We start from the raw sequence: 14,444 nt of genomic DNA, 5'->3' as shown, positions 1-14,444 counted from the left end.
ACATAAAAGAGGGATACGACAATGAAAATTAAAGCAGCTATCATGACTGAAGTGGGCAAACCATTATCGATTCAACAAGTAGATCTAAGTGAACCAAAAGCGAATGAAGTTCTGGTGAAAATAAAAGCAACAGGGGTTTGCCATAGTGATTTAAATGCTCTAAATGATCAAACGACCCCAACACCGACCATACTTGGGCATGAAGGTTCAGGTATTGTTGAAGCGGTTGGCTTTAATGTAACAAGTGTCAAAGCAGGTGATAAAGTAGCCTTGAGCTGGGTTCCATATTGCGGAAAATGTGAGTTTTGTGTAACCGGAGATGTGCATTTATGTGAGGCGGCATTTGGCCCAATGTTCGAAGGAACGCTGCTTGACGGTACTTCAAGGCTTAGTAAAGATGGTAAGAAAGTATATCACAATTCCTTATTGTCAACGTTTGCAGAATATGCCGTTGTTCCCGAAATGGCATGTGTAAAGTTGCCAGATGAAATGCCTTTGGCACAAGCCTCCTTAATCGGATGCGGAGTGGCGACAGGTTATGGAGCCGCTGTGAATGCAGCCCGTGTAACACCAGGTTCTACAGTCGCCATCTTCGGTATTGGCGGAGTAGGGGTAAATGCAATTCAAGGAGCTCATATAGCTGGTGCTTCTAAGATTATAGCCTGTGATGTAAAACCTGCCAATCTGGAAATTGCTAAACAGTTTGGTGCTACGCATACGATCAATTCAGCTGAAGTGGATGTAGAAGCAGCGCTAAAAGAACTGACAAAAGGTTTAGGTGTTCATTTTGCCATTGATTGTTCGGGGCATACTGCTGCGACCGAAAGTGCTTGGAAGAGTACGAGAAAAGGCGGTACTGTCGTTGTCGTTGGCGCATTTAATCCTGAAAAAACTTTGAATCTTCCAGCGGGAGGTTTTCATAGAGTCGGGAAGATATTAAAAGGAAGTTTTTATGGAGATACTCAGCCATTCCGTGATTTCCCGATGATTGCACAAATGTATTTGGATGGGAAATTTAAATTGGATGAGCTTGTGTTAGATCGTATTGAATTAGATAATATCAATCAAGCTTTTGACTCTTTCCATGACTGCAGCTGTGTCAATGTGGGAAGAGCGGTGATCGAGTTTAACGATTAATTTTAATACGTAATTCCTTAATTAATTCCATAAAAGTGAAGGGTGTTTAAATTGCTGTCATGAGTCAATTTAAACAACCTTCTTTTTTTTCTAAAAGAAAATGAAGGGATGTTGAAAAATGCGTGTAGAAAAAGATTTAATGGGAGAATTGGAGATTGATGAGGATGTTTATTATGGAATACAAACGGTTCGTGCCTGCCAAAACTTCTCCATTTCTGGTCGGACGATTGAATCATATCCCCACTTAATTAGAAGTATGGCTTATATAAAAAAAGCGGCAGCGATTTCTAATCACAGTGTTGGGGCACTTGATCAAGAAAAGAAAGACGTAATTTGCAAAACTGTAGATGAAATAGTAAATGGGGAAATGAAAAATCAATTTCCTGTCGATATTTATCATGCTGGTGGAGGAGTCTCCATTAATATGAACGTCAACGAAGTCATTGCTAACCGGGCAAATGAATTACTGACTGGTCATAAAGGGTATAATTTCATCCATCCGAATGAACATGTTAACATGTCTCAATCCACGAACGATGTGCTTCCAAGCGCAATGAAGATGGCTTGCTTTTCCTATTTAGATGATTTATTAATCAGTTTGAATAAAATTGAATGCTCATTGGCGAATAAAACGAATGAATTTTCGAGTGTTGTAAAAATGGCAAGAACTTGTCTTCAAGATGCTGTACCCATTACTCTAGGTCAACAATTTAGCGGGTATCATACTTTTATCAAAAGACAGTTAGAAGAAATGAAGAAACTACAAAAAGATTGCTTGTCTATCGTAATTGGTGCAACGGCAGTGGGCACTGGTATTGGAGCTGCTCCTGGTTACACAGAGAAGATGTATGAATATTTGCCAGAGGTATCACATTTAGCTGTTATCAAAGAGGATAATTTCTTTGATGCACTGCAAAATGCAGATTTTTATTTAAAAGTATCTTCTTGCTTAAAAGGATTATCGAGTGGATTATCGAAAATGGCCAGCGATTTAAGATTACTTTCATCAGGGCCAAGGGCAGGATTTGCTGAAATCAATTTGCCGGCGGTACAGCCGGGTTCGTCCATTATGCCAGGAAAAATCAATCCATGTATCCCCGAAATGATGATCCAGGTTTGTTTTGATGTATATGGAAATGATCAGGCGATTACTTTCGCTGTAGATCGAGGTGAACTGGATTTGAACATATGGGAACCGATTATTTTGAAAAATATCTTTGACTCTTTTTCAATTTTGACAAATTGTATTACGCTGTTTACTGAAAAGTGCCTAAACGGTATTGAAGCGAATAAGGCGGTTTGTTTGAAGAACGCTGAGAATTCGTTATCTTTGTCTGTCGTTATTTCTTCTAGATTCGGATATCAAGCAGCCAATAATATAGCCTTGGAAGCCTACGAAAAAAATCTAACAGTAAAAGAAGTAGCAGTAGAAAAGGGTTTATTAAATGAAGCGGAAGCGGCTGAGTTGCTTAATCCTGAAAACTTAACTGATCCTGTAAAAATGAATCAAGTATTAAACTCAAGACCTCATTAGTTGGACTATGACCACGGTTCATGAAAGACCAAATGAAGACGAATAAAAAATGGAGCTTTTGAGTGGGGGATTTCGAACGTTGGTTTTCCACTCCAGGCACTCACTTTCCGAGGACGGTCCGCCCTCCGCGCTTGCGGGGTCTCCCTTGGACGCGTATTCCCGCAGGAGTCTCGCACACCCGCTCCAATCAGCTTTGTTTTATTAATTTAAAAGGAACCCCTTTTGTCTACAAACTGAGAGCAGCCATTAGACTGCTTTTTTGATTTAATCCCCAGTTCCTTGGCATTTAAAGTGATTTCCCCCATGTGCCTTTTTAACTTTCAGTTGGTGATCCTTTTCATTATGAAAATTATGTTATGTGAGTTTCAGGACTTTCTGTATAAAATACCCTTAATGAAGAAACATAGAAAAATGGAGTTAGAGCGACCTGCAAAAAAATGGGGGTAACCGGCTTGATTCGTAATGTGGGCAAATTGTTAAGAAAAACGAAAGAAAAAAAATCCTTGATACAAAATGATTACCAAGATTCTAAGCCTGCAGATGCACTGGATGTGAGCTTCAGTCAAAATGTAGAAACACTTCGTTCTGTTTATGATAATTGCTCGGATGTCATGTTCCGCTCGTTCTTACTATTCGGAAAGACGCGGGCGATGCTTATTTACATTGCGGGACTTTCAGACATCGAGGCGATAGAGCAATATGTGCTATCTCCACTCATGCAAGAGTCATCAAAAGAACCACAACCATTAAATGAGTTTATTGAACATAAAATGCCCGTTCCTAAAGTGGTAAAAGTGAATAAGTTGGTGGATTGCATTGAATCGATTTCCTCTGGAAACCCGATCCTTCTATATGAAGGGGAAAGAGATGGATTTTCTTTAGGATTGTCCAAATGGGAAAAGCGGGCGATTGAAGAACCTGTGGCAGAGGGTGGAGTTAGGGGGTCACGAGAGGGATTTATTGAATCCCTAGAGGTAAATACATCCCAATTGCGACGAATTATTAAAAGTCCTGCCCTTAAAATACAATCGATGAAGATTGGAACTCTTACCAGGACGAATGTTTCAATTGCTTATATTGATGGACTTGTGGATAAAACACTGATTGAAGAGATTACAACTCGGTTGGAAAGAATTAAAATAGACGGTATTTTAGAAAGCGAGTACATCGAGGAAATGATTGAGGACAATCCGTTTTCACCATTCCCTCAGATCATGTCGACAGAACGGCCTGATGTAGCCTGTGCTAGTTTGCTGGAGGGACGGGCTGTCATTCTTGTAGAAGGAACCCCTTTTACTTTAATTGCACCAATATCCTTCTTTTCTTTGATTCAATCACAAGAGGATTATGCTCAACGTTTTATGGCAGGCACTTTTATCCGTTGGTTACGTTATTTTTTTATGGGATTATCTCTTCTGCTTCCTTCACTTTATGTTGCCATTTTGACGTTCCATCATGAGGCGGTCCCAACCGCACTTCTGTTAAGCATAGCAGCATCCCGGGAATCGGTCCCTTTTCCTGCAGTAGTAGAGGCATTGGCTATGGAAATTACGTTTGAAGCACTAAGAGAGGCAGGGGTTCGATTGCCGAAGCAGGTAGGTTCTGCTGTCAGCATTGTTGGAGCGCTAGTGATTGGTCAAGCTTCCGTACAAGCGGGGTTGGTCTCAGCGCCAATGGTCATTGTGGTTGCGATTACGGGAATCGCTTCTTTTATGATGCCTCGTTATATTGCCGGAATTACTTTTCGGATGCTTCGTTTTCCAATGATGCTGCTTGCCGGTACCTTAGGATTGCTTGGCATCATGATGGGGATCATCGCCATAGTCATTCACTTATGCAGCTTGCGTTCCTTTGGCGTTCCATATTTAGCGCCACTGGCACCGTTAAAAGGTAAAGAGCTGAAAGATGTGCTGTGGAGAGCTCCTTGGTGGATGATGGATACACGCCCGCGTCTCACAGGGGATTCTAATATATACCGTCAAGCCCCGGAACAGAGACCAAATCCAAAAAGGGGGAGTGAAACGGAGTGAATAATAGCTGGAGGCGAACAAGGAAATTGGTGAAAGTAAAGAGCCGTCATTTCATGAAATGTTTCCTTCTTTGGCTCGGTATTTGTGGAACAACCCCTTTTCTAAGCGGTTGTTGGGATCGAACAGAAATCACTGATTTGGCGATTGTCACAGCTGCCGCCATCGATAAGAAGGGTAATAATCAAATCGAACTATCCGTCCAAGTCTTTATTCCAAGTTCAATAAGTAGTGGTGGTGGTCAAGGAGGGACCAGTCAAGAAGGGGGTGGGGTTACGACATTGGTGAGACATGAAAATGGCTCCAATATTTCAGATGCATTGTCTAAGCTTCAAAGCAAGCTTCCGCGAAAAGTATTTTGGGGACATTGTAAAGTATTTGTATTCGGTGAAAAGTTAGCGAAGGAAGGAATTCAAGAGCAGCTGGATTTTTTGCTGCGCCATCCGCAGCCAAGAGAGAAAGCAAATGTGTATGTCAGCAAAGGGAAAGCGAAGCCCATCCTTGAATCTTTGCCACCTCTAGAAAACTATTCAGGGGAAGTGCTTAGAGAACTATCTGATTTACATATTGGGATGCTGGTCACACTACAGGATTTAGATGAAATGTTAACGGGTAAACCTCAAGCTGCCGCACTTCCGGTCGTTAAAATTCTACCACCAGCGAAAGGGCAAAAAAAGTTGCAGGGAATTCCTTACATTGTCGGGACAGCCGTATTAAAAAAAGATAAGATGACCGGGACGATGACGGAAAAAGAAACAAGAGGGCTATTGTGGTTAAGAGATGAAGTGGAATCATACACCGTGACCTTTCAACCCAAAGGTGTGAAAGGGGAGATTTCTTTAAATCCAGTAACGGCTCAAATTAAGAAGATTCCGATAATTCGAAATAACAAATGGAAGATGCTGGTGAAGATAAATACAGAAGGTGCTGTTATACAAAATGGAACGAATTTGGACCTTTCAAGTCCAAAATCTCTAAAAGCTGCAGAACGAGCATATCAAAAAGATATAAAAAAACGCCTCGAGATGGCTTTTCTGCATACTCAGCAGAAGAAAGCGGACATTTTAGGGTTAGGTAAAGATTTCTATAGGAAATATCCTAAACAGTTTAATCAAATCGAAAACCATTGGGATGAGATATTCGCGGAAATGGAAGTGGAAATTGATGTTGTGGCCCATATTCGAAGACAGGGCTATATAAACAAACCGGCGGGTTTGTCTGAGAATGAGGTGAAGGACAAGTGAGATGGGGGGCTTTTTTGTGCACAGCAGTGATTGTATTTCTAATCATTTTGTATGAATGGCCGAAAATGAAAAAAAATCCTAAAAAAGATAAAGTGGCATTTCTTACACTGCTCCTCATTGGCTTGGTCCTGTCCATGTTCAATCTCCCACAGATGTCAGGACCCACTGAATGGATGCAAACTCTTTTCAGGCCGTTTGGAGAGTATATGGAAAAGTGAATCTTTCAGTAGGTTGCGTGATTTCAATTTTCGATATTATCACAGAAAGGGGAACGATGATGGAGAAAGGAAAAATTTCATCTCTGCAGATGGCATTCATGTTGTATCCGACGATTGTGGCAACAGCTATTCTCGGGGTTCCAAGCATCACAGCAAAATATGCCAAAAGTGATTTATGGCTTTCCCCCATTTTTTCTGCGCTCATAGGGTTTCTGACAGTGTATATCGCTTATAAACTGCACAAACTTTATCCAAAACAAACGGTTATCCAATTCACTGAAAAGATCATTGGGCGGATTCCGGGGAAAATTCTCGGTTTCTTACTCTTGTTTTTTTATATCGAGAACACGGGGCTGATCGTAAGAGTCTACGCAGAATTTGTTGTCGGCTCTTTTCTGGTACGTACCCCGATTAGTGTGATCATGGCATCGATGGTGCTTTTGTGTGCTTTCATTGTACGCGGGGGAATAGAAGTGTTGGGGCGAGCTGCTGAATTGTTTGTACCTATTTTTATTATTCCAATCTGTATCTTAATCATCTTACTGATCCCTGATCTCGAATTTAAGAATATATTCCCGGTGTTAGGGGATGGTATAATGCCCCCAATCAAGGGAGCGATTGTACCGGGAGGATGGTTCAGCGAGTTTTTTCTGATCATTTTTCTTCTTCCTTTTTTGGCGGATATGAAAAAAGGGATGAAATCCGGGATGATGACGGTGTTTGCCGTGATGATAACGTTAATTGTGGTGAATCTTTTGGTTCTTTTTATACTCGGGTCAACAACAGCCTCAAAGAATTATCCCTTGATGAATGTATCTCGATACATCAGTTCGGCCGACTTTTTTGAACATGTGGAGTCCGCTGTCATGGCGGTATGGATAGTAGGGGCGTTTGTGAAAATTTCCGTATTTTATTATGCATCTGTTTTAGGTACAGCGCAGTGGCTGAATCTCTCCGACTATCGTCCTGTTGTATGGCCGATAGGGATTTTGATTGTCATATTCAGTTTTTGGTCGTTGCCCAGTACTGTCGAAATCAGTCGTAATGATACCAACGTCTTCCCTTTACAAGGAATTTTGATGCAAACGATTATTCCTCTGTTATTGTTGGTGATTGCTGTTATAAGGAAAAGAAATCATAAAGGAACCGAAACCAGCTGAATGGATTGAATATCTTTGTAAAGCCGTTTGAAGAGTTCATGAAAAGTAAATCTATCAGTGGGTTGCGTGATTTCAAATTTACATACTATCACAGAAAGGAGGATGATGATGGAGAAAGGTAAAATTTCGTCTCTACAGATGGCGTTCTTGATGTATCCGACGATTGTGGCAACGGCTGTTCTCGGTGTTCCAAGCATCACAGCCAAATATGCCAAAACTGATTTATGGCTTTCCCCCATTTTGGCGTCTCTCATCGGGTATGCGACGGTGTATATCACTTATAAACTGCACAAACTTTATCCGAAACAAACGGTTATCCAATTCAGTGAACAGATCATTGGTCGGATTCCGGGGAAAATTCTTGGTTTTTTATTCTTGTTTTTTTATATCCCGATCACAGGGCAAATCCTAAGAAGTTACGGAGAATTTATTGTCGACTCTTTTCTGGTCAAAACCCCGATTAGCGTGATCATGGCATCGATGGTAATCCTCTGTGCCTTTATCGTACGCGGAGGGATAGAGGTGATGGGGAGAGCTGGCCAATTGTTGGTTCCTGTTTTTATCTTTCCAATCCTCATTTTAATCGTTCTACTGGGCCCTGATCTTGAATTTAAGAATATATTCCCGATATTGGGGAATGGAATTATGCCTCCACTCAAGGGTTCGATTGTACCGGGTGGATGGTTCAGTGAGTTTTTTCTGATGATTTTTCTCCTCCCTTTTTTAACCGATATGAAAAAAGGGATGAAATCCGGGATGATGTCTGTGTTTGCCGTGATGATGACGTTAATTGTGGTGAATCTTATGGTTCTTTTTGTACTCGGATCAACAACATCCACAAAGATTTATCCAATGATGAATGTATCTCGGTACATCAGTTTGGCCGACTTTTTTGAACATTTGGAGTCCGCCATCATGGCGGTATGGATAGTAGGAGCGTTTGTCAAAATTTCTGTGTTTTATTATGCGGCTGCTTTGGGTACTGCACAGTGGTTGAATCTTTCCGACTATCGTCCTGTTGTATGGCCGATAGGGATATTGATTGTAGAATTCAGCTTTTGGTCGTATCCTAGCTCTATGGCTGTCAGTCGATATGATATCGTCGCCTTTCCTTTTCATGCAGTTTTGATGCAAACGTTGATTCCTCTGTTATTGTTGGTGATTGCTGTGATTGGTAAAAGAAAAAGACAGAGAATGGGAAGCAATTCAAGCTAACCCCTTCTTCCACTGCTTTGATTTAAGAGGCTTAAAAAAGTAGATTAGAACGGAAGGTACGAGACTCCTGCTTAGAAAAGCGCGTCCAAGGGAAACCCCGCAGGCCCTCGGAAAGCGAGTGCCTGGAGTGAATGAAACATTCAATTTTAATACACCTCAAAAAACTGTAGACAAACTCAATTATTAGCGAGTTTGTCTACAGTCTGCAACCATTCCGTTTTTTCGAATGGTTTTTTTTTGTTGAGAAAAAAGAGAAAAGCTTAAGATCATCAGATGTATTTTGCAGTATGTTAAAAAAATTAACAATTTTTTCAAACCGTTTTGGGGTTTGTCCCGTTATCTATAGTACAAAGGTTTTTTAGAAGGGAGAGAATAAAGACTTGAAAAAGGTCATTTTTGTTGGGTGGATATCATTGATGGCAATCTTGTTAGGATTTTCACCGGAAATGGATTCGAAACAGGGACAAGCTGTCAACGATGTCTTAAAAGTATATGGACCAGGTGGGCCTCTTGGACCTATCAAGGAAGTAGCCGAGGAATTTACCAAAGAAACGGGAATAAAAGTTGAGGTAACAGCGGGACCCGAAGAAAAATGGATTGATCAAGCCAAACAGGATGCCGATATCATATACGGAGGTTCCGAGTATATGCTAACTGATTTTATGCATGATCATCCAGGTATCATTAATGAAAAGAGCCGTACTGAATTGTATTCGCGGGCAGCTGGAATTCTGGTTAGAAAAGGAAACCCAAAGAATATACAGTCTTTGGAGGATTTAACGAAGAAGGGTGTAAAGATTGTGGATGTTAATGGAGCAGGGCAACTGGGGCTTTGGGAAGATTTGGCGGGAAGAAAAGGGTTGATTCCTGGAATTAGCAGGAATATTGACATTTCAGTGAAATCCAGTGCAGAAGCTATCGATCTATGGAAGGCAAATTCTAAATTAGACGCCTGGATTACCTATGAATCCTGGCATTACCGTCTGTCGGATGTGACCGACCTGGTTCAACTCCCTGAAGAAGACAAGCTCTATAGAGGAACCCCGGTAAGCATAACAAGTAAGAGTGAAAACAAGAAAAAGGCAAAACAATTCATTGATTATCTAAAAACGGAAGAATCCCATCAAGTGTTTCAAAAATGGGGTTGGAAGTAAATTGACAAGGAGTGAGAGTATATGAAAAAGTGGATGGTTTTTTCGGTTATTATGATGGTACTAGTTTTGGCGGCTTGTGGAAATGAAGTGAAGGATTCACCCGAAAAGGATCAAGCTGTTAGTGGTACTGCCGATGAAAAAGCAGTAACCCTAAAATTATTGGAAAGTGAAAAAATAGGCGAATACTTGGCTGATTCTAAAGGAAGGACGCTTTATTTTTTCAAAAATGATAAATCTGGAAAAAGCAATTGTGCGGATGAATGTTTGGAAAAATGGCCGCCGTTCATGGATAGGGATTTTGCTGTTCCTGAAGGATTTGAGGAAAAAGATTTTGGAACCATTAAAAGGGAAGATACAAGGGAAGAGCAGGTAACGTACAAAGGATTTCCGCTCTACTATTTTGCGAATGATAAGGCTACCGGAGACGTCAATGGTGAAGGTGTGAAAAATGTTTGGTATATTGTGAATAATAAGACGATTTTTCCAAAATAAGAAAAAGGGACGATCAGTGATGGTCGTTCCTGTTATTCGTTTTCCAAATTTACTGGTGAGGAGTTGCAGGTGCGATTGAAAGAAAAACTTGATAAGGAATTGATGGCATTAGTAATGAAAAAGCATCGTCCTGCTCTGGAAGAACTTTATGACCGTCATATTAAATTAATCTATGGCTTTATTTTTAAGTTCACAAATGGAAATGCCGAAAAAACTAAAGAGATTGTTCAGTTGGTCTTTTTAAAGCTCTGGACCACAAAGAGCAGTTATAATCCGGAAAAGGGGCACTTTATAAGCTGGCTATTGACCGTTACACGGAATGTGTGTGTGGATTATGTCCGTAAAGACAGCGTTCATATTCGGAATAACAAACACATGGACATGAACCATCCAATCGACATGGAAGATCCGAATAATGATATAGAAAATGGGCTATTATACAGTGAGATTGCCCATGCAAAAAGCAAGTTAAGCAAACCGCAAAAAAGGCTGATTGATTTACTGTATTGGAAAGGGTATTCGTTAACGGAAATTGCCAAAATTGAAAATGAACCGATTGGTACCATCAAGAGCAGACTTCATCAGTCGCTTAAATTGTTGAAAAAGTATTTGGAAGTAGGTGGTTTGTAAATGAATACAGAGTGCGCTGACCTGCTTTCATTTTTATCGGATGAACTGGGAGAAAAAGAAAAAAAGGCATTCGCAGAACACTTAATGCACTGCCCTGAATGCACTAGGGAGTATGAACAAATGACGGAAGCCTGGAATTCATTGAAATGGGATTTCGAAGAAATGGAACCTTCTTCTTCCCTGAAATCAGAGGTTATGAATTTTGTCTTTGAGCCTGATGATGAAGTTCCGGTGAGAAAGGAAAAGAATTGGAGCAGTTTTTTCTTTAAGCAGTTTACACCAGTAACTTCAGGTCTCTTGCTAGCCTTTTTAGTTTTGGCTGTTGCGCTGTTATATTCCAATATTCAACTAAAAAAAGAACTTGCAGCTATCAATCTCCCAATGGAGGTTAAAACGGCACTATCATTGCAGCCTGCTCACAAGACCGCTGTAAATATGAATACGGACGGTGCTGCATACATTTTGCAGCAAGGAGAAGAAAGAAGGTTAGTCGTTCAGATTCAGAATTTGCCAAGCCTTCAAGAGTCCGAGGTGTATCAGGTGTGGTTGCTGAAAGATGGAAAACGGACAAATGCAGGAACTTTCAAGCCTGATGAAGCCGGCACAGGATCATTGACATACAAACTGTCAATTAATGATCAATTCAATCAAATTGGCATCACAAGAGAACCGGATTCAAACAGTACAAAGCCGAGAGGTGAGAAAATAGTTGGATCTTCATAAAAATAAGAGACTTGCCCGCAATGGGGAAGTCTCTTATTTTCTGTTCTGTTCGTACCTGAATTTAATAGCTAAGTGATTTAAACAAGAAGAAGGCGCGATTTACAATGGCCATATGAATTGGAATATAAGTGTTTACCATTCACTATCGATTACTAGCAACGAATGACCAGCATGTTTCGGTTGGGGGCAAATGGACTTGTTTAAGGATAGACAGACATTGGCATGTTCATTGTGCCTATTTATTCATTAAGTCCCCACAGTACTCCCGGATCAATGCTGAGGCTTTCGTTTGGCTGATAGAGAGGTCCTTCGCGACTTTCCTTGATGATTTATATGTTTGGTAAGATTTCCTGATCAATATCCGTTTCGTTTCATCCAGTGCTTTATCGAGAGAAGTGGGGAGATCAATCTGTGTGACCTGTTCAACGTTCTCGGTTATCATTTCAGGCAAGTCGGACATTAAAATAACGGAGTCACTTATTAAGACCAACCTTTCAATCAAGTTTTCGAGCTGGCGTACATTGCCGGGCCATGAATAATGAATTAATAGGTTCAAGCATTCTTCAGAAATGACTTTATTTTCATGATATCTATCATTGAACTTATTTAAAAAATTGTACGTAAGGGGAATGATGTCTTCTTTACGTTCTCGCAATGGAGGCAATTGAATATCAATCACATTCAAACGGTAAAATAAATCTTCACGGAATTTTTTATCATTAACCATTTCGATCAAGTTCTGGTTTGTTGCAGCGATGATGCGGATGTCGACTTTTTTCATTTCATTGCCGCCGACGGGTATGAATTGTTTATCCTGGATTACTTGGAGAAGCTTCGCCTGCAGAGCGAGCGGTATTTCCCCAATTTCATCAAGAAAGACAGTGCCACCATCTGCGGATTCAATCAATCCAAGTTTTCCAGCTTTGTTCGCACCAGTGAATGCACCTTTTGAATAGCCGAATAATTCGGATTCGAGCAGCTCTTCCGGAATGGCAGCACAGTTGATTGTCAGGAAAGGGTTGCTTTTCCGTTTACTGATCCGGTGGATGAAATGGGCAAGCACTCCTTTTCCGGTTCCAGATTCCCCCTGAATCAAAATAGTCGAATCGGTCGGCGCCACTTTTTCACAAAAAGTGAGGATGCGGTTGATTTTACCGCTATTAGTAATGAATCTCCCCGTTTCATCTTCGTCATGAGTGATTTTTGACTCGCCACTTGCTTCATTTGCTTTTAACATTTTATACGTTTGTGTTTCTGTGGATGTAGTGACGACCAGTTCAATTTCCCCCGCATCATTTAAAATTGGAATCGCTGATGTCATCAATTCAGCCCCAATATACGTTTGTTGTTTAATGTAGCAAGGCTTTTTCCTTTTAAATACTTCAGGCACGATGGAGGGCGTCCAGTACCCTTTTTCAAATAAGTCCTCATTATATTTGCCAATGACATCAGTAGGTTTCAACCCATAATGACGCTCACATGCCTTGTTGACGTAAAGAATCCGCTTTTCGCCGTCAAGGACGAAAATCTCATCTGAGGAATGATCAAGAATTTTTAATAGAGTTTGGAGCGTCATCTCGACACTTTCAGTTGAATCCGTACTTTTCATAATGTAATCCTCTCTTTTTAAAAGGGAATGAGTGAATTCTGAATAAGGTTTCATAAATATCGAGTTAATTATAACTCGATATGATAGCGTTTTCATAGTTAATTCTAAATATTTTGTCTATTAAGGCTATTTCCCGAGGTTGGCATGCAGATTGCATTATATAAAATTATCAATTGGTGAAATTTACGATTGGCTATGCATGAATTGACATCTGAGCATAGCAGAATTCTAGTAAATGGAATTATCTTATCTCACGGAAGACATATAGGGGGGGAATGAGTTTGGAAGAAAAGTATAAAGTCTCTGACATCACTATTATCGGTGGAGGGCCGGTTGGATTGTTCACCGCTTTTTATGCGGGGATGCGCCAAGCTTCAGTGAAAATCATTGAAAGTCTCCCTCAATTGGGAGGGCAGCTGTCTGCTTTGTACCCTGAAAAATACATTTATGATATTGCAGGTTTCCCGAAAATCCAGGCCCAAGAGCTCATCGATCGATTAATGGAACAAATGGGTCAATTCAAAACGGATATTTGTCTTAATCAATCTGTAGAGACCATTGTTCGTACTGCGGATGGGATGTTTGCCATTACGACATCCGAAGAAACACATTACACGAAAGCGATAATCATAACTGCTGGAAACGGGGCATTCCAGCCTCGAAAACTAAAAATTGAAGGTGAAGAAAGATTTGAGAATGCCAACCTTCATTATTTCGTCCAGAATATGAATCAATTCGCTGATAAGAAAGTGGTTGTGTTCGGTGGCGGTGATTCAGCGGTCGACTGGTCACTAATGCTTGAACCGATAGCGGAAAAAGTGACACTCATTCACCGCAGGGATAAATTTCGTGCCCATGAACACAGTGTAGAGCGTTTGAAACAATCCAATGTGGAGGTCTTGACTCCTTATCTCCCAGCCGGTCTGATCGGAGATGAAAAGTTAGAAAAAGTGATTGTGACGGATGCGAAGAGTGGAAAAACGCTTGAATTGGAAGTCGATGAAGTTCTCGTCAATTATGGATTCGTATCATCAATAGGGCCAATAAAGGATTGGGGTCTTGAAATTGAAAACAATTCCATCGTTGTCAATTCTAAAATGGAAACGAATATCAAAGGCATATACGCAGCAGGAGATATTTGCACGTACGAAGGTAAGGTGAAGCTGATTGCTAGCGGGTTCGGTGAAGCGCCAACAGCAGTGAGTAATGCAAAAGTTCATATCGACCCAAGTGCGAAAGTTCAGCCGCTGCACAGCACGAGCACAATGGGAGGAAAAGAGAAAAGCACAACGTCCGTTTAA

Annotated in this window: 13 protein-coding genes; 12 read left to right on the top strand and 1 reads right to left on the bottom strand. The window is 40.7% G+C overall.

Features of this window, described 5'->3' with window-relative positions; translation table 11 throughout:
• The first annotated feature begins 21 nt into the window (after positions 1-21).
• The 11 genes from ACQKMH_RS15790 (at position 22) to ACQKMH_RS15740 (ending at position 11,534) form a co-directional block, all read left to right on the top strand.
• Positions 22-1,137, top strand: coding sequence for a Zn-dependent alcohol dehydrogenase (locus ACQKMH_RS15790; RefSeq protein WP_427588418.1), 1,116 nt, complete (start codon positions 22-24; stop codon positions 1,135-1,137).
• Positions 1,138-1,255: 118 nt separating this feature from the next.
• A complete protein-coding gene (locus ACQKMH_RS15785) occupies positions 1,256-2,671 on the top strand; it encodes an aspartate ammonia-lyase (RefSeq protein WP_427588417.1) in 1,416 nt (471 codons plus the stop codon).
• A gap of 437 nt (positions 2,672-3,108) precedes the next feature.
• Positions 3,109-4,701, top strand: coding sequence for a spore germination protein (locus ACQKMH_RS15780; protein ID WP_427588416.1), 1,593 nt, complete (start codon positions 3,109-3,111; stop codon positions 4,699-4,701).
• Entirely contained in the window at positions 4,698-5,942 is a 1,245-nt protein-coding gene (locus ACQKMH_RS15775; RefSeq protein ID WP_427588415.1) for a Ger(x)C family spore germination protein, read from the top strand. Before ACQKMH_RS15780 ends, ACQKMH_RS15775 begins: the two co-directional genes overlap by 4 nt.
• A gap of 14 nt (positions 5,943-5,956) precedes the next feature.
• A complete protein-coding gene (locus ACQKMH_RS15770; protein WP_427588414.1) occupies positions 5,957-6,160 on the top strand; it encodes a hypothetical protein in 204 nt (67 codons plus the stop codon).
• Between the two features lie 59 nt (positions 6,161-6,219).
• A complete protein-coding gene (locus tag ACQKMH_RS15765) occupies positions 6,220-7,320 on the top strand; it encodes a GerAB/ArcD/ProY family transporter (RefSeq protein WP_427588413.1) in 1,101 nt (366 codons plus the stop codon).
• Between the two features lie 108 nt (positions 7,321-7,428).
• Positions 7,429-8,535 (top strand): GerAB/ArcD/ProY family transporter, encoded by a 1,107-nt coding sequence (locus ACQKMH_RS15760; protein WP_427588412.1) that lies wholly within the window; start codon positions 7,429-7,431, stop codon positions 8,533-8,535.
• A 446-nt stretch (positions 8,536-8,981) separates the two neighbouring features.
• The gene (locus ACQKMH_RS15755) at positions 8,982-9,689 is read left to right on the top strand and encodes an extracellular solute-binding protein (protein WP_427588531.1); all 708 of its coding nucleotides are present in this window, start codon (positions 8,982-8,984) and stop codon (positions 9,687-9,689) included.
• A 21-nt stretch (positions 9,690-9,710) separates the two neighbouring features.
• A complete protein-coding gene (locus ACQKMH_RS15750; protein ID WP_427588411.1) occupies positions 9,711-10,181 on the top strand; it encodes a hypothetical protein in 471 nt (156 codons plus the stop codon).
• A gap of 75 nt (positions 10,182-10,256) precedes the next feature.
• Positions 10,257-10,811, top strand: a complete 555-nt coding sequence (locus tag ACQKMH_RS15745) for an RNA polymerase sigma factor (RefSeq protein ID WP_427588410.1) — start codon at positions 10,257-10,259, stop codon at positions 10,809-10,811.
• The gene (locus ACQKMH_RS15740; protein ID WP_427588409.1) at positions 10,812-11,534 is read left to right on the top strand and encodes an anti-sigma factor domain-containing protein; all 723 of its coding nucleotides are present in this window, start codon (positions 10,812-10,814) and stop codon (positions 11,532-11,534) included.
• A gap of 235 nt (positions 11,535-11,769) precedes the next feature.
• On the opposite strand, the gene ACQKMH_RS15735 is transcribed toward ACQKMH_RS15740, so the two are convergent.
• A complete protein-coding gene (locus ACQKMH_RS15735) occupies positions 11,770-13,143 on the bottom strand; it encodes a sigma-54 interaction domain-containing protein (RefSeq protein WP_427588408.1) in 1,374 nt (457 codons plus the stop codon).
• 281 nt (positions 13,144-13,424) lie between these two features.
• On the opposite strand from ACQKMH_RS15735, the gene ACQKMH_RS15730 reads away from it, so the two are divergent.
• Positions 13,425-14,444, top strand: coding sequence for an NAD(P)/FAD-dependent oxidoreductase (locus ACQKMH_RS15730; RefSeq protein ID WP_427588407.1), 1,020 nt, complete (start codon positions 13,425-13,427; stop codon positions 14,442-14,444).

Source organism: Peribacillus sp. NPDC097895, from assembly GCF_050277555.1.
Lineage (GTDB): Bacteria > Bacillota > Bacilli > Bacillales > DSM-1321 > Peribacillus.
The sequence above is the reverse complement of the archived record's forward strand: the minus strand, read 5'-3'. Positions and strand labels throughout refer to the sequence as shown.

Coding starts and splice junctions, on each gene's coding strand:
- ACQKMH_RS15790 (WP_427588418.1), top strand. CDS start 22: ATGAAAATTAAAGCAGCTATCATGACTGAAGTGGGCAAACCATTATCG.
- ACQKMH_RS15785 (WP_427588417.1), top strand. CDS start 1,256: ATGCGTGTAGAAAAAGATTTAATGGGAGAATTGGAGATTGATGAGGAT.
- ACQKMH_RS15780 (WP_427588416.1), top strand. CDS start 3,109: ATGGGGGTAACCGGCTTGATTCGTAATGTGGGCAAATTGTTAAGAAAA.
- ACQKMH_RS15765 (WP_427588413.1), top strand. CDS start 6,220: ATGGAGAAAGGAAAAATTTCATCTCTGCAGATGGCATTCATGTTGTAT.
- ACQKMH_RS15760 (WP_427588412.1), top strand. CDS start 7,429: ATGGAGAAAGGTAAAATTTCGTCTCTACAGATGGCGTTCTTGATGTAT.
- ACQKMH_RS15755 (WP_427588531.1), top strand. CDS start 8,982: ATGGATTCGAAACAGGGACAAGCTGTCAACGATGTCTTAAAAGTATAT.
- ACQKMH_RS15750 (WP_427588411.1), top strand. CDS start 9,711: ATGAAAAAGTGGATGGTTTTTTCGGTTATTATGATGGTACTAGTTTTG.
- ACQKMH_RS15740 (WP_427588409.1), top strand. CDS start 10,812: ATGAATACAGAGTGCGCTGACCTGCTTTCATTTTTATCGGATGAACTG.
- ACQKMH_RS15735 (WP_427588408.1), bottom strand. CDS start 13,143: ATGAAAAGTACGGATTCAACTGAAAGTGTCGAGATGACGCTCCAAACT.